Source organism: Microbacterium murale (assembly GCF_030815955.1).
Lineage (GTDB): Bacteria > Actinomycetota > Actinomycetes > Actinomycetales > Microbacteriaceae > Microbacterium > Microbacterium murale_A.
Genome location: NZ_JAUSXK010000001.1, coordinates 2,977,107 through 3,000,002, shown reverse-complemented (window position 1 = coordinate 3,000,002; position 22,896 = coordinate 2,977,107). Strand labels below are relative to the sequence as shown.

Annotated in this window: 16 protein-coding genes; 9 read left to right on the top strand and 7 right to left on the bottom strand. The window is 67.1% G+C overall.

The window, feature by feature from the left end; all coding sequences use genetic code 11:
• Positions 1-8: 8 nt before the first annotated feature.
• From QFZ46_RS14500 to QFZ46_RS14485, 4 genes are read left to right on the top strand one after another with little or no spacing between them, the layout of a single operon-like run.
• Positions 9-971 carry a carbohydrate ABC transporter permease gene (locus QFZ46_RS14500; protein WP_307362757.1) on the top strand — a complete coding sequence of 321 codons (963 nt, stop codon included), beginning with the start codon at positions 9-11 and terminating at the stop codon, positions 969-971.
• Complete coding sequence (locus QFZ46_RS14495) at positions 971-1,858, top strand: carbohydrate ABC transporter permease (RefSeq protein ID WP_307362755.1); 888 nt, start codon at positions 971-973, stop codon at positions 1,856-1,858. Before QFZ46_RS14500 ends, QFZ46_RS14495 begins: the two co-directional genes overlap by 1 nt.
• A complete protein-coding gene (gene yicI, locus QFZ46_RS14490) occupies positions 1,858-4,095 on the top strand; it encodes an alpha-xylosidase (RefSeq protein ID WP_307362752.1) in 2,238 nt (745 codons plus the stop codon). The genes QFZ46_RS14495 and yicI overlap by 1 nt, the downstream gene beginning before the upstream one ends.
• Positions 4,092-5,705: a GH1 family beta-glucosidase gene (locus QFZ46_RS14485; protein WP_307362750.1), complete on the top strand. Its 1,614-nt coding sequence runs from the start codon at positions 4,092-4,094 to the stop codon at positions 5,703-5,705. The genes yicI and QFZ46_RS14485 overlap by 4 nt, the downstream gene beginning before the upstream one ends.
• A 783-nt stretch (positions 5,706-6,488) precedes the next feature.
• Here QFZ46_RS14485 and QFZ46_RS14480 read toward each other — a convergent pair.
• The 4 genes from QFZ46_RS14480 to QFZ46_RS14465 form a co-directional block, all read right to left on the bottom strand.
• On the bottom strand, positions 6,489-8,303 hold the full coding sequence (locus QFZ46_RS14480; protein WP_307362748.1) for an ABC transporter ATP-binding protein: 1,815 nt from the start codon (positions 8,301-8,303) through the stop codon (positions 6,489-6,491).
• The gene (locus QFZ46_RS14475; protein WP_307362746.1) at positions 8,300-10,201 is read right to left on the bottom strand and encodes an ABC transporter ATP-binding protein; all 1,902 of its coding nucleotides are present in this window, start codon (positions 10,199-10,201) and stop codon (positions 8,300-8,302) included. The genes QFZ46_RS14480 and QFZ46_RS14475 overlap by 4 nt, the downstream gene beginning before the upstream one ends.
• A 272-nt stretch (positions 10,202-10,473) precedes the next feature.
• Entirely contained in the window at positions 10,474-10,968 is a 495-nt protein-coding gene (locus QFZ46_RS14470; protein WP_307362743.1) for a methylated-DNA--[protein]-cysteine S-methyltransferase, read from the bottom strand.
• Positions 10,965-12,458, bottom strand: a complete 1,494-nt coding sequence (locus QFZ46_RS14465) for a DNA-3-methyladenine glycosylase 2 family protein (RefSeq protein WP_307362741.1) — start codon at positions 12,456-12,458, stop codon at positions 10,965-10,967. Before QFZ46_RS14465 ends, QFZ46_RS14470 begins: the two co-directional genes overlap by 4 nt.
• Positions 12,459-12,584: 126 nt before the next feature.
• On the opposite strand from QFZ46_RS14465, the gene QFZ46_RS14460 reads away from it, so the two are divergent.
• From QFZ46_RS14460 to QFZ46_RS14440, 5 genes are read left to right on the top strand one after another with little or no spacing between them, the layout of a single operon-like run.
• Positions 12,585-13,709 (top strand): FecCD family ABC transporter permease, encoded by a 1,125-nt coding sequence (locus QFZ46_RS14460; protein ID WP_307362740.1) that lies wholly within the window; start codon positions 12,585-12,587, stop codon positions 13,707-13,709.
• Positions 13,706-14,521 carry an ABC transporter ATP-binding protein gene (locus tag QFZ46_RS14455; RefSeq protein ID WP_307362737.1) on the top strand — a complete coding sequence of 272 codons (816 nt, stop codon included), beginning with the start codon at positions 13,706-13,708 and terminating at the stop codon, positions 14,519-14,521. Before QFZ46_RS14460 ends, QFZ46_RS14455 begins: the two co-directional genes overlap by 4 nt.
• The gene (locus QFZ46_RS14450; RefSeq protein WP_307362734.1) at positions 14,518-15,534 is read left to right on the top strand and encodes an ABC transporter substrate-binding protein; all 1,017 of its coding nucleotides are present in this window, start codon (positions 14,518-14,520) and stop codon (positions 15,532-15,534) included. Before QFZ46_RS14455 ends, QFZ46_RS14450 begins: the two co-directional genes overlap by 4 nt.
• Positions 15,535-15,537: 3 nt before the next feature.
• On the top strand, positions 15,538-17,232 hold the full coding sequence (locus QFZ46_RS14445; protein ID WP_307362733.1) for an ABC transporter ATP-binding protein/permease: 1,695 nt from the start codon (positions 15,538-15,540) through the stop codon (positions 17,230-17,232).
• Positions 17,229-18,908 carry an ABC transporter ATP-binding protein gene (locus tag QFZ46_RS14440; protein ID WP_307362730.1) on the top strand — a complete coding sequence of 560 codons (1,680 nt, stop codon included), beginning with the start codon at positions 17,229-17,231 and terminating at the stop codon, positions 18,906-18,908. The genes QFZ46_RS14445 and QFZ46_RS14440 overlap by 4 nt, the downstream gene beginning before the upstream one ends.
• Here the strand turns inward: QFZ46_RS14440 and QFZ46_RS14435 are convergent.
• Genes QFZ46_RS14435 through QFZ46_RS14425 form a run of 3 tightly spaced genes read right to left on the bottom strand, consistent with a single transcriptional unit; the run spans position 18,874 to position 22,825 of the window.
• Positions 18,874-20,322: an aldehyde dehydrogenase family protein gene (locus QFZ46_RS14435; protein WP_307362727.1), complete on the bottom strand. Its 1,449-nt coding sequence runs from the start codon at positions 20,320-20,322 to the stop codon at positions 18,874-18,876. The genes QFZ46_RS14440 and QFZ46_RS14435 overlap by 35 nt on opposite strands.
• Entirely contained in the window at positions 20,319-21,503 is a 1,185-nt protein-coding gene (locus QFZ46_RS14430) for an acyl-CoA dehydrogenase family protein (RefSeq protein ID WP_307362725.1), read from the bottom strand. Before QFZ46_RS14430 ends, QFZ46_RS14435 begins: the two co-directional genes overlap by 4 nt.
• Entirely contained in the window at positions 21,500-22,825 is a 1,326-nt protein-coding gene (locus tag QFZ46_RS14425; protein WP_307362723.1) for an aminotransferase class III-fold pyridoxal phosphate-dependent enzyme, read from the bottom strand. Before QFZ46_RS14425 ends, QFZ46_RS14430 begins: the two co-directional genes overlap by 4 nt.
• Positions 22,826-22,896: the final 71 nt, after the last annotated feature.

Sequence of the window (22,896 nt, the reverse complement as noted above, 5' to 3'; positions counted from 1 at the left end):
AGTTGAACATGTCAATTGACACACGACGGGGCCGCACGAAGCTGCCACCTGAACAACCGTCGATCCCGCAGCGCAGCGGCGGAACCGGTGCGTATTGGATGTACCTGCTTCCCGGCTTCGCGCTGCTGCTCGTCATCGTCATCGTCCCACTCGTCTGGAATGTGTATCTGACCTTCACGAAGTGGAAGGGCGTACGCGCGCCGGAGTTCATCGGACTCGAGAACTGGCAGAAGATCCTCACCGACGGCGACTTCTGGACATCCTTCACCAACTCGGTGTGGATGATCCTGGCAATGGTCGTCGTGCCGACGATCGTCGGCCTGATCGTTGCGGCGCTTCTCTTCGACGTCGTCGGACGCAAGTTCGGCGGCAAGGTCGGCAGCTTCCTGCGTGCCACCTACTATCTGCCGCAGATCCTGCCCATCGCCGTCGCCGGCATCGTGATCGGATGGATCGTGCGACCGGGCGGGGACGGTGCGCTCAACCAGATCCTCGGAGCGTTCGGCATTCCCGCCTACGACTGGCTCGGACAGATGCCCTCCGCGCTCATCGTGCTGATGGTCGTCATGGTCTGGGTACAGCTCGGCTACCCCGTCGTCGTCTTCATGGCCGCACTGCAGCGCGTCGACCCGGAGCTGTACGAGGCGGCAGAGCTCGATGGGGCGAATTGGCTGCAGCGCTTCTCTGCCATCACGATGAGCATCATCCGGCCAGAGATCTTCGTCGTGACGCTGACGTGCACGATCGCAGCCCTCAAGGTCTTCGGTCCGGTCTACATCATCACGCGTGGTGGCCCCGCAGGCTCGACTCTCGTGCCCGCCTACTACGCGTACCAGGAATTCTTCACGAAGCGGAACGTCGGCTACGGCGCCACGATCGCGACTGTGCTCACGATCGTCGTGGTCATCGTGTCGATCATCTTCATCCGCGTCCAGAACTCCCTCGAGCGCAAGGAAAGGGCAGGACTGTGATGCATGCCACCACTGCCATCGTCACCGGAAAGCCGGCCAAGAGCCGCCCGCGCGGCGGCATGACCAAGAAGCGGCCGGTCGACTGGCTTCTGCTCGCGCTCGTCGTCATCGGCGCTCTGCTGATCGTGGCGCCGTTCTACCTTGTGCTCGTGAACTCGTTCAAGTCGCCGGTCGACTACGCCACATCCGGGCCGCTCGCTCTCCCCGAAACACTCGACTTCGGCGGCATCATCAAGTTCTGGGAGCGGGTGAACTTCCCGGAGAAGGTCTGGAACTCGATCTTCATCTCCGGTGTCGTCGCCGTGGCCGCCGTCGTGATCTCCATGTTGAACGCGTTCGCGATCGGCATCGGGCGCGTTCGCGGTCGCAGCTGGATCGTGCTGCTCTTCCTGCTGGCGAACCTCCTGCCGCAGGAGGCGCTGCTGTACCCGCTCTACTACATGTTCAAATCGGTGGGCCTCTACGACAACGTCTGGTCGGTGATCATCGTGTTCACCGTCATCCAAGCCGCGTTCGGTACGTACCTGCTGTCATCGGTCTACGGCACGTTCCCCAAGGAGATCCTCGAGGCGGCGTCGCTCGACGGTGCGGGGCGCTGGCAGATCCTGTGGCGAGTCGTCTTCCCGATCAGCCGACCGACGCTGTCGGTGCTGCTGATCTTCTTCTTCATCTGGACATGGAACGAATTCCTCATCCCGTTGACCTTCCTGGCGTCGAACGCGAACCAGACCGTGCCGGTGGCCATCAGCGTGCTGCAGGGCGACCGGCTGATGGACGTCACCACTACGAGCGCATCGGCCCTCCTCGGCATCATTCCCACGCTCATCTTCTTCCTCATCTTCCAGCGCACGCTGACACGCGGCATCACGGCAGGAGCAGTCAAGTAATGAAGTTCACCGACGGGTTCTGGCAGTTGCGTCCAGGAGTCACCGCCCTGTACGCGCAGGAAGCGTACGACATCGCCGAGGTCACTGACACCCCCGATGGATCCGGGATCATGATCACCGCGCCGACTACCGTGATCGCCAAGCGCGGCGATGTGCTCAATCGGCCGGTCCTCACCACCACGCTGTCCTCCCCGGCTGAGGGTGTGATCCGCGTGCGGATCGCGCATCACACGGGGAGGAACTGGCACGGCGGCTTCCCCCTGGCAGGAGCGGCGGCGCCTTCCACCGCATCCACAAAGGTGTCGGCGACCGGCGGCGAACTGAATGCGGGATCGCTCGTCGCAAGGATCGCTCCCGGCGCGCCCTGGGACCTCGCATTCGAGGTCGAAGGGCGCCGTGTCACCGGTAGCGGCAACAAGGCGCAGGGCTACCTGAAACTCGCACCGGATGCGTCGGTCGATCCCGGCATCGTGCGCAACGCCCGTGACGGCGGGGCGGTCCCCACCTCCACCACGTTCGTACACGAGCAGCTCGACCTCGGAGTCGGCGAACTCATCTACGGCCTCGGCGAGCGCTTCGGTCCGCTGGTGAAGAACGGTCAGACGGTGGATATCTGGAACGCCGACGGCGGCACCTCCAGCGAGCAGGCGTACAAGAACATCCCGTTCCATCTGTCGAACCGCGGCTACGGCATCCTGGTCAACGACCCTGGTCATGTCTCGTATGAGATCGGCTCCGAGTCCGTCGAGCGAGTGCAGTTCTCCGTGCCCGGCGAGGTACTGGAGTACTTCGTCATCGCCGGCCCCACTCCGAAAGACGTGCTCGGCAGGTACACCGCGTTGACCGGTCGTCCGCCGGTCGTGCCGGCGTGGTCATACGGCCTCTGGCTGTCGACGAGCTTCACGACCGATTACGACGAGCAGACGGTCAACTCGTTCATCGACGAGATGTCGGCGCGCGAACTGCCCGTGTCCGTGTTCCACTTCGACTGCTTCTGGATGCGCGAGTTCAACTGGTGCGATTTCGAATGGGATCCTCGTGTCTTCCCCGATCCGACGGGAATGCTCGGGCGCCTGCACGACAAGGATCTGCGCGTGTCGGTATGGATCAACCCGTACATCGCACAGCGTTCGCCGTTGTTCCGCGAAGCGGGCGACGCCGGCTATCTCGTCAAGCGCGCGGACGGATCGATCTGGCAGTGGGATCTCTGGCAAGCCGGAATGGGACTCGTCGACTTCACGAATCCCGCCGCGACCGCCTGGTACCAGGCGAAGCTGCGTGCTCTCATCGATCAGGGAGTCGACTGCTTCAAGACCGATTTCGGTGAGCGGATTCCGACCGACGTCGTCTGGGCGGACGGCTCCGACCCGGAGCGCATGCACAACCTCTACACCGATCTCTACAACCGCGCGGTGTTCGACGTTCTGAACGACGCAAGAGGCGCGGGCGAGGCGGTGCTGTTCGCCCGGTCCGCGACTGCCGGCGGTCAGAGCATGCCAGTGCATTGGGGCGGCGACTCGACGTCGACGTTCGCCTCGATGGCTGAGACCCTGCGCGGCGGACTCTCACTCGCATTCAGCGGCTTCGCGTTCTGGAGCCACGACATCGGCGGCTTCGAGGGCATGCCGGATGCCGGTGTGTTCAAGCGCTGGACGGCGTTCGGCCTGCTCGGTTCGCATTCGCGCTTCCACGGCTCGTCGTCTTACCGGGTGCCGTGGGCGTTCGACGACGAGGCCGTCGAGGTGACACGGCACTTCACGCACCTCAAGATGCGTCTGATGCCGTACCTGTTTCAGCTGGGCGTGGAAGCGACTCGCACAGGTGCGCCGGTCATGCGACCGATGCAGTTGGAGTTCCCCGACGATCCGGCTGTCGCGCACCTCGACCGGCAGTACATGCTCGGCCCGGACCTGCTGGTGGCACCGGTCCTCTCCGACTCGGGTGAGGTGGAGTTCTATCTGCCTGAGGGCGAGTGGACCTCGCTCTTGACCGGCCAAGCCGTTGAGGGAGGACGCTGGCTGCGCGAGACGCACGACTACATGTCCCTGCCGCTGTATGTGCGTCCGGGCACGGTACTCCCCTGGGGCGCTCGCGAGGACCGTCCCGACTACGACTACCATGACGGACTGACGCTACGGGTGTTCCGCGGCGGATCGGGCAGTCACTCGATCACCGTCACCGCGCCGGACAGTACCAGCCGCGATTACACCGCAGACCTCGAGGAGATCACCGGATGACCCCCACGACAGGCTCCGCCGACTACCGCGACTCCGGTCTCGTCTTCCCGCCGTCTTTCACCTTCGGTTCCGCGACCGCCTCGTATCAGATCGAGGGCGCCGCATCAGAAGACGGCCGCACACCATCGATCTGGGACTCGTTCAGCAAGACGCCGGGGAAGGTCTGGAATGGCGACACCGGCGACGTCGCGTGCGATCACTACCATCGCGTCGACGAGGATCTCGATCTGATGAAGGAGCTCGGGCTGGAGGCGTACCGCTTCTCGATCGCGTGGCCGCGAATCCAGCCGACCGCCGACGGTGGGGTCAACCAGGCCGGCATCGACTTCTACTCACATCTGGTCGACGGGCTGCTCGAACGCGGCATCCGCCCTGTGGCGACGCTGTACCACTGGGACCTGCCGCAGTATCTGGAAGACGCCGGCGGCTGGACCTCGCGTGCGACGGCCGATGCCTTCGAACGCTACGCCGAGATCATGGGCACGGCGCTCGGTGACCGGGTGCACACCTGGACGACGCTGAACGAGCCCTGGTGCTCGGCATACCTCGGGTATGGCCAGGGCGGGCATGCTCCCGGCCGTACGGAACCCGCATCGGCACTGTCGGCGGTGCATCATCTGAACCTCGCGCATGGCCGCGCCGTGCAGGCGCTGCGGACGGCGTCGACCGGAGACCCTGACTACTCCGTCACTCTGAACTTCCACGTGCTGCGCGGCCAGGGCGACGGGGCGGCGGAGGCGATGCGTCGCATCGACGGCCTCGCGAACCGTGCGTTCACTCATCCGATGCTGCTCGGTGAGTACCCCGCAGATCTGCTGGCCGATACGGCCGAAGTGACCGACTGGTCGTTCGTGCAGGACGGCGACCTTCAGACCATCAACCAGCCGATCGATGTGCTCGGAGTCAACTACTACTCGACCGCGACCGTCCGACTGTGGGACGGTGTGTCCGAGAGGCAGCAGAACGACGGGCACAAAGGCACGTCGGCAGGCACCGCATGGCCGGGAAGCGACCAGGCCGTCGAGTTCGTGCAGCAGCCGGGACCGTACACGGCCATGGGCTGGAACATCGCGCCGGAGGGGCTCGAGGAGCTGCTCGTCTCGCTGTCGGAGCAGTTCCCCGACCAGCCGCTGATGGTGACGGAGAACGGCGCCGCGTTCGAGGACGAGGTCGCCGAGGACGGTTCGGTACCGGATCCTGAGCGCACCGACTACCTGCGTCGTCACTTCACCGCCGCGCATCGGGCGATCGAGCGCGGCGTCGACCTGCGCGGCTACTTCGTCTGGTCGCTGCTGGACAACTTCGAATGGGGCTACGGCTACGCCAAGCGCTTCGGGATCGTCCGTGTCGACTTCGACACGATGGAGCGCACGGTCAAGGACTCGGGGCGCTGGTATCAGGAGCTGGTGCGCACCCCGCGCGATTCCGGCGTAGCGGTCAGGAGTCGCGCCGGGGCACGGGCCAGATCTTCGAGGGTTTGGGCTTCGGCTCCTCGGTGCCAGGTGCGTCGGTCTCGGGATCTGCATTCGGCCGGTTGCGCGCGTTCCAGGCGGCGAATGCGGATGCTGCCACGCCTGCCGCCTTGTCGAGCGCATCGGCGGACCGGGTGAACACCTGCTGCGCAGTGTCCTGCCAGACCGGTGCGGCGTTCGGGTCTCTGCCGGCCGCGCGCGCCTTGGTGGCGTATTCGGCGACGTCGAACGTGCGCTCGAGCTGGGCGACGGCATCCCGATACGCCGCGAACTCCTCAGTGGTCGTTCGCGTCCCGACCGCTGGTCGCAGGTCTTGTGCGTGCCTCGAGGCGCTGAGGAACGCCGCAGTCGCTGGATCCTTGGCGTCGCTCATGGTCGGGTAGGCGATGAGCTTCGCCGGATCGGTCTCGTACTCCATCCAGCGTGCGGTGATCGCATCGTGTGCCCGGTGCAGACGTGCCAGCGGATAACGCTCGCGCTTGGATGCCAGGGGAATCTCCGCCCGCGCCACGTTCAGCTGCACGCGACGTGCACGCACGTCGGCGGCAGCGGCCCTGGCATCCTGTTCCGCCTGCTTGAGCACGCGTCTGGCGCTCGAGACCTCCGCTGTCGACGCGCGCGAGGCCATGCGCTCGGCGACCAGGCGCGCATGCTCCGCCTGGGCGAGCTTGACCGCCCGTCGACGCTCCGCCGCCTTGTACTGCGCCTCTTTCAGGTCGTCCCTGGCGGCATCGAATGCCAGCCGACGTCCGCTCGCGCTCCCGCGTCTGCGCGCTCCGACAGCTGTCACAGCGCCCGCTCCGACCACGGCCGGAGCGATCCACCACCACTCGACTGCCAGTAAGAGGGGATCCACTCCTTCATGGTAACCAGCTTGACACCGCAGCGACCCCTTCGCATCAACTTCCGCGACCCGCGAGGCTAGACCAGCGTCTCCTGCCACGCCGCGTGCAGCTGTGCGAACTTGCCGGTGCCGCTGATCAGCGTCTCAGGCGTGCCGTCCTCGATGATCTTGCCGTGCTCCATCACGAGCACGCGGTCGGCGATGGCAACGGTCGACAGCCGGTGAGCGATGATGATCGCGGTCCGGTCGGCGAGCAGAGTCTGCAGCGCATCCTGGATGAGCCGCTCCGAAGGGATGTCGAGCGAAGCCGTCGCCTCGTCGAGGATCAGCACCGCAGGGTCGGCAAGGAACGCACGCGCGAACGAGATCAACTGCCGCTGGCCCGCCGAGACGCGGCCGCCGCGCTTGTTCACGTCCGAGCTGTATCCGTCGGGCAGCGCCGAGATGAACTCGTCCGCACCGACGGCCTTCGCCGCTGCGCGGATCTCGTCCAACGTGGCATCCGGCTTTCCGAGCGCGATGTTGTCCGCAACCGTCCCGCTGAACAGATACGCCTCCTGCGTGACCATGACGATCGCGCGTCGAAGATCCTTCGGATGCAGCGAACGCAGGTCCACACCATCCAGGGTGACATTGCCGAGCGACGGGTCGTAGAAGCGCGAGATCAGCTTCGCGAGCGTCGATTTGCCGGCACCGGTCGTTCCGACCAACGCGATCGTCTGCCCCGCAGGAATGTCGAGCGAGAAGTTCGGCAGGATCGTCTTCTCCCCCGAGTATCCGAACGTCACCTCGTCGAACTTCACGTGCCCGCGCGACTCCCAGAGGTCGACCGGCTTCTCGGGGTCCGGAACCGTCGGCACCTCGTCGAGCACGCCCGAGACCTTCTCCAGCGCCGCAGTGGCGGACTGGTAGGAGTTCAGGAACATCGCGATCTCCTGCATCGGTGCGAAGAAGTTGCGCACGTACAGCACGGCAGACAGCAGCACACCGACTGTCAGCGCCCCGGTCGATACACGGATGCCACCCCAGAGCACGACGAGGCCGAGCGTGAACGCGGCCACGGTCATGAGCCCTGGCTCGAACGTGCCGAACAGCAGCATCGAGCGTCGGTTGACGTCGCGGTAGTCTCCGGCGACCTTCTGGAAGGTCACATCGTTGCGGGGCTCCTTGCGGAACGCCTTGACGGCGCGGATGCCCGTCATCGTCTCCACGAACTGGACGATCACTCTGGCGCTGACGACGCGCGACTCGCGGAAGATGACCTGCGAACGCGAGTAGAACCAGCGCATGAGCAGGAAGAGCGGGACGAGCGCGATCAACAGGATCACACCGGACTGCCAGTCCCACACGAGCAGCGTGATGAAGGTGAACGCGCCGAACAGCACACCGGAGACGAGGTTGTTGAGGCCGCCGTCGAGGAGCTCCCGGATCGAGTCCAAATCGCTCGTCTGGCGGGAGATGATGCGTCCGGAGGTGTAAGACTCGTGGAACTCGAGGCTCAGCCGCTGCGTGTGCAGGAAGATCCGCTTGCGCAGGTCGATCAGCACCGCCTGCGTGATGCGCGCAGCGATCACGACGTACCAGCCGATCAGTGCCGCAGCGGCACCACCGGCGACGAGGTAGATGAGACCGATACCGAACGTCGGCATCCAGTCGGCATTCTCGATCACCGCAGGCAGCGCCCAGTCGAGGCCGATGCTGATGAGGATCGGGCCGGCCACCTGCAGCGCCGTCGAGATCACGAGCACGATCGCCGCGAGGACGATCTGCGCCCGCAGCGGTGTCACGAGAGAGCCGAGCAGTCTCAGCGAGCGCTGGCGGATCGCCTTGCTCTCCTCGCGGGTGTAGTTGGAGCGGTCTTCGCCCTCGGTTCCGGTCAGTGCCGCGCTCATGCCTGCACCTCCTTCTCGGTGGTTCGGTGTTCGTCTGCGGTGACCTCGACTCTCGCTTCGAGGTCTTCATCGGTGATGATCGGGATGGCTCCGGTGCGCGCGGCCTCCTCTGCCTCGAGGCTGGAGATCACGTGCCGATAGTGCGCACTGGTGCGCAGCAGCTCGGAGTGCGTGCCGACAGCGGTGATGCGGCCTCGCTCCAGCAGTGCGACCCGGTCGGCGAGCGCGACCGTCGACGGGCGATGCGCGACGATCATCGCCGTGGTGTCGGCGAGCACGCGACGCAGGGCCTCCTCCACGAGGGCCTCCGTGTCGACATCCAGTGCCGAGAGCGGGTCGTCCAGCACCAGCACCCTCGGATTGGCGGCGACGGCGCGTGCGAGCGCGAGTCGCTGTCGCTGTCCGCCCGAGAGGCTGAGCCCCTCCTCGCCGATCACCGTCTCCACGCCCTCAGGCAGCGCGTCGACGAAGTTCGCCTGCGCGACGTCGAGTGCTTCGCGCAGCACGCGCTCACCCTCCTCACTGTGGATGTCGAGTTCAGCGCGGCCGAGAAGAACGTTCTCCCTGACGGACGCTGAGAACAGCGTGGCGTCCTCGAACGCCATCGCGATGTGACGACGCAGCTCCACGAGCGTCATGTCGCGCACGTCGACGCCGTCGAGCGTGACGCGTCCTCCCGTCACGTCATACAGACGCGTGGGCAGCGTCGTGAGCGTGGTCTTGCCGCTGCCGGTGAGGCCGACGAGTGCCATGGTCTCACCCGGGCGCAGCACCAGGTCGATGCCGTCGAGCAGATCGCGCTCTGCAGCACCGGCATCCTGATACCGGAAGTGGGCGTTCTCGAAGACGAGTTCGCCGCGGGGTGCTTCGAGGCGCACGGGCTGCTCCGGGTCGGTGATGCTGTTCGTCTCGGAGAAGATGTCGAACACGCGGTCAGAGGCGGTGCGCGCGTCGAGCATGAACGAGAACAGGAACCCGATCGACTCGATCGGCCAGCGCAGCACCGTCGCCATGGCGAAGAATGCGAACAGTTCGGGCAGCTCGATCGCGCCCTGCGAGATCAGCCAGATGCCGGACATCAGGCTGAGGCCGAACGCGACCTGCGGCATGAGGTCGAGCCAGAACCAGATGGATCCGACGGCGCGCGCCTTGCTGAGCTCGGTCGTGCGCAGCGACTCGGCCTGCGTGCTGAAGCGGGTGAGGGCGTGCTTTCCACGCCCGAAGGCCTTCAGCACGCGGATGCCGTGCACGCTCTCCTCGACGCTGGTGGCGAGGTCGCCCGCCTGATCCTGGCTCTGTCGTGCGAGGCGTCCGTACCGCTTCTCGAAGCGGTAGCCGGTGATCCACAGCGGAATCGCCGTGACGATGAAGATCGTGCCCAGCAGCCAGTGCCAGCGGAACAGCAGCACCGCTCCGATGATGATCGTGAGCAGGTTGACGACGAGAAGGATCAGGCCGAAGGCCAGCCAGCGACGGATCAGGCCGATGTCCTGCATCATGCGGCTGAGCAGCTGGCCGGACTGCCAGCGGTCGTGGAAGGCGACCGGAAGGGTCTGCAGGCGCGCGTAGAGCTGCGTGCGCATGCGGTACTCGACCTCGGTGGACGGCTTCAGGATGAACCAGCGGCGCAACCACACCATGAGCGCTTCGCCGAACCCCAGCAAGAGCACGGCGACGGCGCCGAGGATGATCAGGCCGACCGAGCCCGTGCGGATCGGTCCCTGCACGATCTGCTCGAGGACGAGCGGGATCATCAAGGCGATGACGGCCGCGGCGAGCGCGCTCGCGGCGCCGCCCACGAACCGCCAGACCACGGGTCGGACGAAGGGTGCGAGGCGCCAGAGCGCGGCGGGAGTGGACAGCGAAGAGGACTGTTTCTGCGATGACGAGGAAGACATGACTCTCAGACGAGTTTCGATGCGGAAGAGGAGTGAGACGGGCTCGGCCATGCGGCCGGGAGCCTGGAAGCTGTGGTGCGGGGCGGAACGCTATCCGCGGTACACCGGGTTCGAGCCAGGAACGGTGATCTGCGCAGCGGCGATCGAAATCATGGTGTCCTCCTCAGGCTCGGCATCGTCGCCCGGTCGGTGCGACAGCCCTCCAGCCTATTGCTGTGAACCAGCTGGACGCAAGAGTCATTCCCCCGACGTGTCGAGGTCGTGCGACGAGATCAGGCCGCAGCCTCCCTGGCGAGCAGTGACTCCTTCACCGGCAGACCCCAGGCGAAGCCGCCGAGTGAACCGTCGGAGCGCAGCACGCGGTGGCACGGCACGAACAGCGCCGGCGCGTTGCGCGCGCAGATGGATGCCGCGGCGCGCACCGCCCGCGGATTGCCGAGCCCTGCGGCGAAGGTTGTGTAGGTCAGCGGCTCCCCCGGGGTGATGCTGCGCAGCGCGCTCCATCCCGTCTGCTGCATCTCGGTGCCGAACTGGCTCACCGGCACGGTGTCGATGGCCGCGAGATCTCCGTCGTAATAGGCGTGGACGGCGGCCGCGGCATCGGTCTCGCCCTCTCGGATGTCGGCCGGGCGCATGCGCTCGGCCAGCCTGGTGAGGATCGAGTCGTGATCGGCGGTCCAGCCGGAGGCGAGCACGCGCTGTGCGCTGTCCACGAGGAGGGTGAAGGCACCGTCGGGGGTGTCGATGGTCTGGATGAGAGCGGTCATGAGAGCTCCTTGATGGTCGTCTTCATTTTCTTGGGAGTGCGAACGGGCGCCGCGCGCCACAGGTGCGCGGTGAGATAGCTGCGCCAGGGCGCGATGCGCTCGGACCAGGCGGTGAGAGGTTTCGGATCTGACGGGAGTCCGGATGCCGCGGCCCCGGCGCGTACGGCGACGTCGCCCGGGAGGAAGACATCCGGGTCGCCGATCACGCGCATCCGCACGTAGTCCGCTGTCCACGGGCCGATCCCCGGCATGGCGAGGAGCGCCGCACGCTGCGCCGAACGGTCGTCTCCGACCGTGAGCGTCAGCGAGCCGTCGGCGAGAGCCGCAGCGGCACCGGTGATGGCTCTGATGCGCGCGGCCGGACCGCGCAGTACTTCCGCTCCGCGCTCGGCGATCGCAGACATCGTCGGGAAGAGGTGCCCGTCCTCGACCTTCTCCCCCAGCGCCACGGCCAGCGCCGTGAGCGCCGTGCGCGCCGCGACGACCGTGATCTGCTGACCGACCATCGCCCGGATGAGCATCTCATGCGGGTCGGCCGCGCCGGGCACGCGGATGCCGGGCACGCGCTCGACGAGCGGAGCGAGCAGCGGGTGCGAAGACAGCGCAGCGTCGACGGCGATCGGGTCGGCATCCAGATCGAAAATTCGACGAGCGGTCGCGACGAGCGGGGCGAGGTCGCCGAGGTGGGCTACTCGAGCGCGCAGGCGCAGCGTGGAAGCACCATCCTGGCGCACCTCGAACCACGCGGGGCCGCCTGGCATGCGCAGGTGCCTGGAGAACGAAGTCGCGGTCGCGTTCTCCACCCCGGGCAGGGCCCGTGCAGCCATCCACGCGAAGATGCCGGCAGCATCCATCGGCTCGCGATGCGGGAGGAGCAGGTCGATCGTCCCCGGCATCGCGACCGGCGAGATCTTTCGCCGTGCACGCAATTCGGTGGGGGTCAGCGAGAACACTTCTCGGATCGTGTCGTTGCACTGGCGGATGCTGGCGAATCCGGCAGAGAAGGCGATGTCAGAGATCGGCAGGTCAGTGCCGACGAGCAGCATCCGCGCGTTGTGGGCACGATGCGCACGAGCGAGGGCGAGTGGTCCGGCTCCGAGTTCAGCGGTCAGCAGTCGGGTGAGGTGACGAGAGGAGTAGCCGAGCCGCGCGGCGAGCCCGGAGACCCCTTCCCGCTCGACGACGCCGTCGGCGATGAGCCTCATGGCGCGCGCGGCCGCGTCGCCGCGAAGGTCCCACGCAGGCGATCCGGGTGCCGCCTCAGGCAGGCAGCGCTTGCAGGCGCGGAAACCGGCTTCATGCGCTGCGGCGCTCGTCGGATAGAAGCTGACGTTCTCCCGCTTCGGCGTGCGCGCCGGGCACGACGGGCGGCAGTAGATGCCGGTCGAGTGCACGGCCGTGACGAACTGGCCGTCGAAGCGGATGTCGCGCGCATCGATCGCCCGGTATCGCTCATCGAAGCTCATCGTGCTCAGCGAGGGGAAGGTCATGCCTCCACTCTGACACGTCCGAATGCCGCTGGCTCGCGGAAATCGGACACGGCAGTGCTGACGTTCGCAGGACTCCCGAATCCGTCGTATTGAATTCGATAATCATTATCAGTAGGGTGAGCGCTTGTGTCCCACCTCACCGAACCGCCATCACTGCACGTCGGTCCTCCGCACCGCGAGAGCACCCCGCGCCCCGGGCGCCGGCTAGCTCGCCGCTCCTCGTGGATCAGCGTCGCGCTGGGTTTGGTGATCGTGCTGCTCGTGATCGTCTCCGGCGCGGTCGGGGCGGTTCATGTCGATGCCGTGCAGGCCGCACAGATCGTCCTGGGGCATCTGCTTCCCGGCATGACGTGGATGTCGGACGGCTCACTGACCCCGCTGCAGGACCAGGCCGTCTGGCAGTTCCGCCTCCCCCGCGCCCTTCTGGCGGGCCTCGCCGGCGCCGGACTCGCTCTCGCCGGGGCACTCATGCAGGTCACCGTGCGCAACCCGCTCGCCGAGCCGTACATCCTCGGCGTCTCCTCCGGCGCGAGCGTGGGCGCGGTACTCGTCATCGTGCTGGGATCGGCGACGCTGGGCGGCCTCTCGCTCAACATCGCCGCCTTCATCGGGGCTGTCATCGCGTGCGCCTGCGTCGCCGTGATGGCGAGGAAGGACGGCGCGCTGTCCCCGACGCGCATGATCCTCGCCGGTGTCGCCCTCGGAACGCTCTTCAGCGCGATCACGAGCTACCTCACGATCTCGACCGACGCGCAGAACGTCGTGAGCGTCCTGTTCTTCCTCCTCGGCAGTGTCTCGGCCGCGACTATGCCGAGCCTCCTCGGGCCGGCGATCGCTCTCGGTGTCGCGATCGTCGTGGCGATGTTCCTCTCGCGCTCGCTCAACGCCCTCATGACCGGAGATGAATCCGCGATATCGCTCGGCGTGAATCCTTCGCGGCTGCGGGCGCTGATGCTCGTCATGGCGTCGCTCCTCACCGGAGCTGTCGTCGCCGTGGCAGGCGGCATCGGCTTCGTCGGCCTCGTCATCCCGCACATCGCGCGCATAGTGGTGGGGGCTGATCACCGACGGATGCTGCCGGTGACCGTACTCGGCGGGGCGGTCTTCCTGATGATCGCCGACCTTCTCGCTCGCACCGTCGCCATGCCGACCGAGATTCCGCTGGGGATCCTCACCGCATTCGTCGGCGCCCCCTTCTTCCTCTGGCTGATGCGTCGAAGCGGCGCCGAGCAGGCCGGGTTCGGCCGATGAAGGTCGAGTTCGATGGTGTCACCGTCGCCCTGGGCGGCCGTGACATCGTGCGCGAAGCATCATTGACCGCTGACTCCGGAAGCGTCGTGGGCCTGATCGGCCCGAACGGCAGCGGAAAGTCCACCCTGCTGCGGACCCTGTACCGTGCCGTGCGTCCACGAGAGGGCCAGATACGCGTCGACGGTACGGATGTGCACCGCCTCAGTGGACGGGAATCTGCCCGTGCCGTCGCCGTCATGCTTCAGGATCCGCACACTGATTTCGATCTCACCGTCCACGAGCTCGTGCTGCTCGGGCGTGCGCCGCACCGGGCCTCATTCGGACGCGACAGTGCCGAGGACCTGCGGATCGTCGACGAGGCGATGCGCAGCGTCGACGTGAGCGATCTTGCGGAGCGGATGGCAGCCACGCTGTCGGGCGGCCAGCGGCAGCGCGTCATGCTGGCCAGGGCGCTCGCCCAGCAGACACCGGTTCTCGTGCTCGATGAGCCGAGCAATCATCTGGACATCCGACACCAGCTCGAGCTGATGAGCATCGTCCGCGGACTGGGGCGCACGGTGATCGCCGCCCTGCACGATCTGAATCTCGCACTTCAGTACTGCGACCGCGTCGTGGTACTCGCCGATGGCGGTGTCGTTGCTCAAGGCCCACCGTCAGAGATCCTGACTCCCGACCTCATCCGCGCGACATTCGGCGTCGATGCACGCCTCATAGGCGACCCCGCCGGCCAGGTGCTCGCCTTCCACCGCCAGAACGAAGAACGGCCCGACCTCGTGCCATTGACCACCCGAACAGAAAGTGTCCGACCATGACTTCCTCTTCCTCCATCGCGCTTCGCGTCGCCGGGGCATCCACCCTCGCCGTCGCGGCGCTGCTCGCCACCGGCTGCGGCTCCTCCGTCGCGTCGACGCCCGCCGCCGACGCCGCCGACGCGCAGCGGACGAGCCTGCAGAACTGCGGTCGTGAGATCGTCGTCGACGGTGCACCGGAGGCCGTCGTCGGGATGCATCCCTCGCAGACGGAACTCCTGCTGCGCCTCGGCCTCGCGGATCGGCTCGTAGGACAGGCGCAGGCCACCGCCCTGGCGTTGCCGGACGATGTCGCCTCCCTCGCCGCAGACGTTCCGGTGCTCGCCGGGCTCACACCTCCGAGTCGTGAGGATCTGCTGGCAGTCGCGCCCGACTTCGTGTACTCGCCCACGACCTACGAGTTCACCGCCGAGCAGGGCTTCGCCAGCATCGAGCAGCTCGAGGGAGCGGGGGCAGCGGTGTACGTCGCCACCGGCGGATGCTTCGACCGTCGCATGAGCGGCGAAGTGGCGGACCTGTTCATCGACCTGGAGAACCTCGGCGAGATCTTCGCGGTGCAGGACGCGGCGGCAGAGCTCATCGATGACGCGCGGTCGGATCTCGCCGAGGTCGCCGCCGCGATCGAGGGCGTCGACCGGCTTCGGGTCGCCGAGGTCTATGTCGAGGGCACGACGCTGTCCGCTATCGGCGCCGGCGTGGAGCATGACATCCTGACCCTCGCAGGTTCGGACGCCGTGTACTCGCCCGACCAACCCGCCTTCGCCGATTTCTTCGCCGCGACCATCACACCGGAGTCGCTGGCCGCGGAGCGGCCGGACGCAGTCGTGTTCTCCGTGCACGATGCGGAGCACGAAGCCGCGGTGCGCGCGTACCTCACGACCACCTTCCCCGATATGCCCGCTGTGAAGGAAGACCGACTGATCGCCGTCGCCAGCGCCGACATGTTCCCCGGGACGCTCGGCAACATCAGCGTCGTGCGCCAGATCGCGGAGCACCTCTACCCCGAGAGGTTCTGACAGGTGATCCACCGACGCCTCCTCCAGCTCGCCGGCGCGGTGCCGGGCGCGATCGCGGCGCTCGCCGCCGTGGGAGTGCTGATCTCCGCGCTGCATGTGACGTTCGCTTTCGTCACGGCGGCAGTGATCGCTGCACTGGTTCGTGGAGAAGGAGACGTCGGTTTCGCGCTGATCGTCCTCGTGGTCGTGGCGCTCGCCAGAGCAGGTGTGATCTGGCTGCGCGAACCGCTTGCGGCACGGATCGGCGCGTCAGTGCGCATCGCGCTGCGCAGGCGTCTGCTGGCGAGGACAGCCGACATCGCCGCAGCGGAGCGCCGCTCCGGAGACACGGCGGCGACGGTCATCGACGGCGTGGACGGCCTCGATGCCTACTACACGCGCTACCTGCCGCAGCTCGTCGTGGTGCTCCTGGTGCCCGCGACGATCATCGCGCTGGTGTCTGCTCAGGATGTCGGCGCAGGGGCCGTGCTCGCGGTCGCCGGTGCCACGGCGGTGATCGTCCCACGGTTCTGGGACGCCCGCCTGCTGCGCAACGGACGATCCCGCTGGGCTGCGTTCGCTCGACTGTCCGGCGACTACGTCGAATCGCTGCAGTCGATCCCGCTGCTGCGGGCGTTCGGAGCCGCCGAGAGATTCGGAACCGGACTCGAGCAGCGGGCCGAAGCACTGCGCCTGTCGACCATGGCGCAGATGCGCGTCTCTCTGATTGAGAGCGGACTGAGCGCGCTGGCGATGCATCTGGGGACCGTCCTCGCCGTCCTCGCCGCGGCATCCGCTGTACTCACCGGAAGCCCCGCGACGACAGCGATCGTCGTGCTGCTGCTGTCGCGAGAGTGCTTCCGCCCGCTCTCCGAACTGAGCACGCATTGGCATGCGGGCTACCTCGGACTCACTGCCGTCGATGGGCTCGACCGGCTGCTCTCGCTGCACGCGACGGTGCCCGATGACGGCACCGTCACCACACCCGCGGCGGAGGGCGCAGCGATCGCCATCCGCGATCTGACGTACAGATACCCGGGTACCGACAGCGGAATCCGCGGGATCACGCTTGAGATCGAATCGGGCGAGACCGTCGCGATCCTCGGCGCATCCGGATCAGGCAAGAGCACGCTCGGACGCCTGCTCGAGCGGGAGGTCGACCCGGATGAAGGCGACATCCTGCTCGACGGCATCCCGTTGCCGCAGCGCACGAGATCGGCCCTCGCGCGGAGCGTGGTGACGGTCCCCCAGGATCCGGTGCTGTTCGCGTGGTCAGTGCAGGAGAATCTTCGGCTGTACCGGCAGGATGCGAGCGATGCCGAGATGCAGCAGGCGGCGGTCGCGGCCGACATCGACCAGGTCATCCGCGACCTCCCCGAGGGATATGACACCGTCCTCGGCGAGAACGGCGATCAACTGTCCGGCGGTCAGCGGCAGCGCCTGGCGATCGCGCGCGCCCTGGTCGCCCGCGCACCCGTCCTCATCCTCGACGAGGTGACGTCTGCGCTCGACGCCGAGACCGAGCGGCGCGTCATGGACGGCGTCGACGCTCACGATCCGCGACGCACGACGATCCTCATCGCCCACCGCGAGAGCGCATGCATTCACGCCGATCGCTGGATCGCCCTCGACCAGGGCGGCATCTCCTCGTCGGGAGACGGACCTCCTCCTGCGCGTGGTCGACCGCATGCCCGGATCCACATCGGGAGCGCTCGATGAAAGCGATCCGCCGTCTGCTCCCGGTGATCGCCACGCACCGCGGCCGCTTCATCGAAACCGTGCTCTGGAGCATCGTCGTGCAGGGCGCCATACTGGCGATCACGCTCGGCCTCGCCGTCGTCGTCGGACGCGTCATCACCGGCGCAGGCGACGATCTGCCATCGTTCGCCGTCGTCCTCTCATTGCTCTGCGTGGTCGTGGCCGCATCCACCTGGCGCGAATCCTGGGTTTCGCACGACCTCGCCTACCGTCTCATCGGCGTGCTCAGAGGTCGCGTCTTCACGTCGCTGCGCCGTGCGCTGCCCTCACGGCGCAGGCAGCGACGCACCGGGGATCTGGTATCCACGCTGGTGACGGACATAGAGACCTTGGAGTGGCTCTACGCCCACACCGTGGCGCAGACCCTCTCCGCGGTACTGGTGCTCTCCGCGAGCGCCGCCGTCTCTTCAGCGATCAATCCGGCGTTGCTGGCGGTGTGGCTTCCGCTGCTGGTCGTCGGTGTCGCCGTCCCGTTGTGCACAGCGCGCATCGCCGCGCGCAATGGTGCAGCGCTCGCTTCGGGAGCCGGTCGCGTCCGCTCCGAGCTCCTCGACACGATGCGCGGACTGCGGGAACTGCGCGGCGCCGATGCGCTCGAGGCGCGGATGGATCACATCAGCGATGAGGTACGCGCGCTGGCGCGCATTCAGATACGGGAAGCCTCTCGCGTGGGGATGGAGCGCGGCATCGCCGACCTGACACTCGCCGCTGCCGCCATCGGCGCGGTCGGCATCGCCCTCTTCGCGGGCGCGCACCTCGCCCCGGCCGACATCCCGTTGGCTGTCGCGGTGTCCGTGGCCGGATTGGGGCCGGCTGCACAGATCATCGATCTGCTCCGCGGCGCCGGAATGCTCCGCGCTTCGGCAGAGAGGATCGTGGAGGCCTTCGACGAACCGGCTTCGACAGCTGTACTTTCACCGACGGCAGAACCCCGCGAGGAGAAGGGCCTGGTGTTCGACGGCGTCGGCTTCAGCTATGACGGGACCACGGCTGTGCTCGACCGTCTCGATATGCACGTTCGCCCCGGCGAGACCGTAGCGCTGATCGGACCGTCCGGTGCAGGAAAGACCACTGCGGCGCGGCTGGTGCTGCGCCTGTGGGATCCGGATGCCGGTGCGGTCCGCGTCGATGGAATCGACATCCGATCACTGGCGGATCGCGATCTGCGCCGTCTCGTCGCCGTCGTGCCGCAGTCGTCACCGCTGCTGCGAGGGACGATCCGTTCCAACATCGCTTTGGGCCAACCGGATGCCACGCAGCAGTCGATACGACGTGCGGCTGCGGCCGCCGGGCTGCTCGCCGTGGAATCGACGCTGCCTCTCGGGCTGGAGACGCCGATCGGCGAGCACGGCACAGGGCTCTCGGGCGGTCAGCGGGCACGCGTCGCGATCGCTCGTGCGCTGCTCCGAGACCCTCGGGTGCTCGTGCTCGACGAGGCCACGGCTTCCCTCGATCCGGAGGCCGACGAAGCGATCCTCGAACTCCTGCGTCACGACGAGGACAGGGCGATCCTGCTCATCGCGCACCGAGCCGCAACCATCGCGGCAGCGGATCGCCAGGTGCGTCTCGGTTCCCGGCGAATTGACCTCGCAGATCCTGAAGTCACCCCTGCAGGTAGACCGTCGCCGTCTCCGTGAAGAAATCTCTGGCCGCAGCACCCTGTTCCTTCGGTCCGAGCGCACTCGCCCCGCTGCCCCCGAAAGGCACGTGAAGGTCTGCGCCGGCAGATGCCGAGTTGATGTGCACGACGCCCACTCGGATGTCTTCGATGGCCGCCAACGCGTGCGCGAGGTTCGTCGTGAAGACGGCGGTCGAGAGACCGTACTCGCTGTCGTTCACGAGGGCGATGCCCTCCGCAGCGGACGCCACTCGACGAACACCGACCACGGGGCCGAACAGTTCTTCACTCCACAGCTCGCCGGGAGCGTCATCCGAGAGCTCGAAGATCGACGGCGGCACGAAGAAGCCATCGGCAAGCGCGCCATCCTGGTAGGGCTCCGGCGCGTAGACGGGCGTGGCGTATGCCTTCGCACGTCCGAGAGCAGCAACGACGCGGTCACGGGCCACGGCGTCCACGACCGGCCCGACCTCGACCCCATCGGCGAGCGCGTCGCCGACGTCCATGCGCTGCGTGCGCTCGGCGAGGCGGCGGAGGAACTCTTCCGCCACGTCATGATGCACGATCACGCGGGATGTGGCCGTGCATTTCTGTCCTGCCGCGCGGAAGGCGCCGATGGCGACCTGTTCCACTGCGACATCGAGGTCAGCATCCGCCAGCACGAGCGAGGCGTTCTTCCCGCCCATCTCTCCCTGGAACGGAACTCCTCGTGCAGCGAGCTCGGCCGCGATGAGCCGCCCGACCTTGGTCGAGCCGGTGAAGGTCACAGCATCCACGTCAGGGTGGGAGACGATGGCTTCGCCGACCGCAGCGGCACCGTTCACGAGATTGAGCACACCCTTCGGGAGGCCGGCTTCCTTCAGAGCCTGGGCGAAACGCATGGCGAGGAGAGGCACGAAGGTCGCGGCCTTCCAGACGATCGTGTTCCCCCACACGAGCGCCGGGGCGAGCTTCCACGCCGGGATCGAGATCGGGAAGTTGAACGGTGTGATAGCACCGATCACGCCGACCGGCCGCCGTACGACGAGTATGCGCTCGCCCGGTGTCGGGGATTCGAACACGCTCCCGCTCGCCCGGTCCGCCTCCTGGGCGTGGAAGCGCAGGATGTTCGCGGAGTGTCCCGTCTCTGCGATGGCTTCGGCGAGAGTCTTGCCCTCCTCTCGAGCCAGCTCCCGCCCCCACTCGTCCCGATGCGCATCGATGATGTCGGCGGCGCGGAGCAGGATCGCCGCCCTGGAGCGGGCGGGAGTCCGCCGCCAGCCGTCGAACGCGGCACGGGCCGCGTCGAAGGCCCGAGCCACGTCCTCGTTCGAGGCACCGGCCCCCTCGGCGACGATGTCATCCGGTCGGCTGGGGTTCACATCGATGAGCGGTTCTCCTGAGCCCTCGGTCCAGGCACCGTCGATGAAGTGGCGAAGTGCGGTGATGGTCATGATGCTCCTTCTGTCGCAGCGCCTCGGAAGGCGGAGATGCCGGTGATGTGCGCGCCGAGCACAAGAGTGTGGACTTCATCCGTGCCCTCATAGGTGCGGACCGACTCGAGGTTCGCGGCGTGACGCAGCGGTGAGTAGTCGCCGGATACGCCGTTGCCACCGAGGATCGTCCGCGCCTCGCGGGCGATCGCGATCGCCGCTCTGGTGTTGCTGAGCTTCGCCACCGAGATCTGGTGAGGCAGGAGCTTCCCCGCGTCCTTCAGCCGCCCCAGCCGCAACGCGAGCAATTGTGCCTTCTCGATCTCGACGGCCATGTCGACGAGCTTCTGCTGGGTGAGTTGGAATCCAGCGATCGGCTGGTTGAACTGCACGCGCGTCTTCGCGTACGACAAGGCAGTCGCGTAGCTGTCGCGTGCGGCCCCGATCACACCCCAGCCGATGCCGTACCTGGCCTCGTTCAGGCAGGAGAACGGTGCCCGCAGGCCGCGAGCTTCAGGGAGGAGCGCGTCGGCGGGGAGGCGTACATCGGTGAGCGCGATGTCGCACTGGATCGACGCTCTCATCGACAGCTTCGGAGCGATCGGGGTGGCGACGAACCCCTCGGTCTCGGTGGGGACGATGAATCCGCGCACGCCCTCGTCGGTCTGCGCCCAGATGATCGCGATCTGCGCGATCGAGGCGAGGCCGATCCATCGCTTGGCGCCGTTGAGCACCCAGCCGTCGCCATCGCGACGCGCGAAAGTCGTCATGCTCGAGGGGTCGGAGCCGGAGTTGGGCTCGGTGAGGCCGAAGCATCCGATGATCTCGCCGCGGGCCATCTGCGGCAGCCAGCGCTGCTTCTGCTCCTCGCTGCCGTGCTTGTGGATGGCGCTCATTGCAAGGGAACCCTGCACAGAGACGAAAGTGCGCAGACCGGAGTCGCCGGCTTCGAGTTCAAGGGCTGCCAGGCCGTACTCCACGGCGCTCCTGCCCGGGCAGCCGTATCCCGACAGATGCATTCCCAGAACCCCGAGCTCCGCGAGCTCAGGCACGAGTTCGGTCGGGAACACAGCGCGGTCGTACCAGTCGGCTATGTTCGGCCGGATGCGCTCGTCGACGAAGGCACGAACGCGGTCACGGGTCGAGCGTTCCTCGTCGCTCAGGAGTTCGTCGAAATCAAGCAGATCGGGAACGATGGTCATGCTGCTGCCTCCTCGGCTGCGACGGAGCGGACGGCTGCGGCGAGGATCTCGAGCCCGGTCTCCAGGACGTCGAGATCGATCACGAGCGGCGGAAGCAGACGGATGACGTTGCCGTGGGTGCCGCACGTGAGCGTGAGGACCCCGGCGGCGTGGCACTCCGCGGAGATGCGCTGCGCGAGATCGGCGCGGGGTTCGAGCGTGCCAGGCTCGGCGAACTCGATCGCCATCATCGCGCCGCGGCCGCGCACTTCGGCGATCGTGGCGATCTCCGAAGCCAGCGGTTCCAGGTGGCGTCGGATCGTGTCTTCGATCGTCGCCACACGGGGCAGGGTATCCGGGTCATCGAGGATGTCGAAGACGGCGAGCGCCGCTGCGCACGCCAGCGGATTCCCCGCATACGTGCCGCCGAGCCCTCCGACGTGCGCGGCATCCATGATCTCCGCCCGCCCGGTCACCGCGCTGAGTGGGAGTCCGCCACCGAGTGCCTTGGCGGTGAGCGTGATGTCTCCTGCGACGCCGTCGTACTCACTCGCGAAGAGGCGGCCGGTACGGCCGAGACCGGCCTGGATCTCGTCGATCACGAGGACGATGCCGTGCTCGTCGGCGATGCGACGGAGCCCGGCGAGGAAACCGGGAGCGGGGACGATGAATCCGCCCTCACCCTGGATGGGTTCGACCACGATGGCAGCGAAGAATTCGCCGCCGTGCTCGGCGATGAGCCGGTCGATCTCGCCGAGAGCCTCGTCGGCCCCTGCACCGCGCAACGGGTTGGCGTTCGGACCGCGGACGACATCGGAGGAGAACGGCCCGAACGAGGTCTTGTACGGGTGCTCCTTCGCCGTCATGGCCATCGTGAGCATCGAGCGACCGTGATACGCCTCGTCGATGACGAGCACTCCGGGGCGACCGGTGTGCGCGCGAGAGATCTTGACGGCGTTCTCGACGGCTTCGGCTCCGGTGCTGAACAGGCCGGTGCGCTTCTCGAAGTCGCCGGGGGTGTGTGCGTTCAACCATTCCGCAACGCGTACGAAGCCCTCGTACTCGGTGACCATGAAGCACGTGTGCGTGAACTTCTCGAGCTGCTCGCCGACATTCTCGCGGATACGCGGATTGGCCGCTCCGAAGCTCGTCACGGCGATCCCGGAAGCGAAGTCGATCAGCGTGTTCCCATCGACATCCCGGAGCGTCGAGTCATCTGCGCCGGCGACGAAGACCGGCAGGGCGACGCCGAAGCCGGAAGCGACAGCTCGGGCGCGCTGGGCGTGCAGCTCTCGGGATCGGGGGCCGGGTATCTCGGTGACGAGGTGCGGTACTGAAGTCATGGGCACGAGACTAGATCCCTCGCATCTGCCGCCTCGGGCAGCATGCATGAGTGTTTGATCCTGACTGTGCA

Bases quoted from the DNA above. Each gene is read 5' to 3' on its own strand.
- QFZ46_RS14500 (WP_307362757.1), top strand. From the start codon at position 9: ATGTCAATTGACACACGACGGGGCCGCACGAAGCTGCCACCTGAACAA.
- QFZ46_RS14495 (WP_307362755.1), top strand. From the start codon at position 971: ATGCATGCCACCACTGCCATCGTCACCGGAAAGCCGGCCAAGAGCCGC.
- yicI (WP_307362752.1), top strand. From the start codon at position 1,858: ATGAAGTTCACCGACGGGTTCTGGCAGTTGCGTCCAGGAGTCACCGCC.
- QFZ46_RS14485 (WP_307362750.1), top strand. From the start codon at position 4,092: ATGACCCCCACGACAGGCTCCGCCGACTACCGCGACTCCGGTCTCGTC.
- QFZ46_RS14480 (WP_307362748.1), bottom strand. From the start codon at position 8,303: ATGAGCGCGGCACTGACCGGAACCGAGGGCGAAGACCGCTCCAACTAC.
- QFZ46_RS14475 (WP_307362746.1), bottom strand. From the start codon at position 10,201: ATGTCTTCCTCGTCATCGCAGAAACAGTCCTCTTCGCTGTCCACTCCC.
- QFZ46_RS14470 (WP_307362743.1), bottom strand. From the start codon at position 10,968: ATGACCGCTCTCATCCAGACCATCGACACCCCCGACGGTGCCTTCACC.
- QFZ46_RS14465 (WP_307362741.1), bottom strand. From the start codon at position 12,458: ATGACCTTCCCCTCGCTGAGCACGATGAGCTTCGATGAGCGATACCGG.
- QFZ46_RS14455 (WP_307362737.1), top strand. From the start codon at position 13,706: ATGAAGGTCGAGTTCGATGGTGTCACCGTCGCCCTGGGCGGCCGTGAC.
- QFZ46_RS14450 (WP_307362734.1), top strand. From the start codon at position 14,518: ATGACTTCCTCTTCCTCCATCGCGCTTCGCGTCGCCGGGGCATCCACC.
- QFZ46_RS14440 (WP_307362730.1), top strand. From the start codon at position 17,229: ATGAAAGCGATCCGCCGTCTGCTCCCGGTGATCGCCACGCACCGCGGC.
- QFZ46_RS14435 (WP_307362727.1), bottom strand. From the start codon at position 20,322: ATGACCATCACCGCACTTCGCCACTTCATCGACGGTGCCTGGACCGAG.
- QFZ46_RS14430 (WP_307362725.1), bottom strand. From the start codon at position 21,503: ATGACCATCGTTCCCGATCTGCTTGATTTCGACGAACTCCTGAGCGAC.
- QFZ46_RS14425 (WP_307362723.1), bottom strand. From the start codon at position 22,825: ATGACTTCAGTACCGCACCTCGTCACCGAGATACCCGGCCCCCGATCC.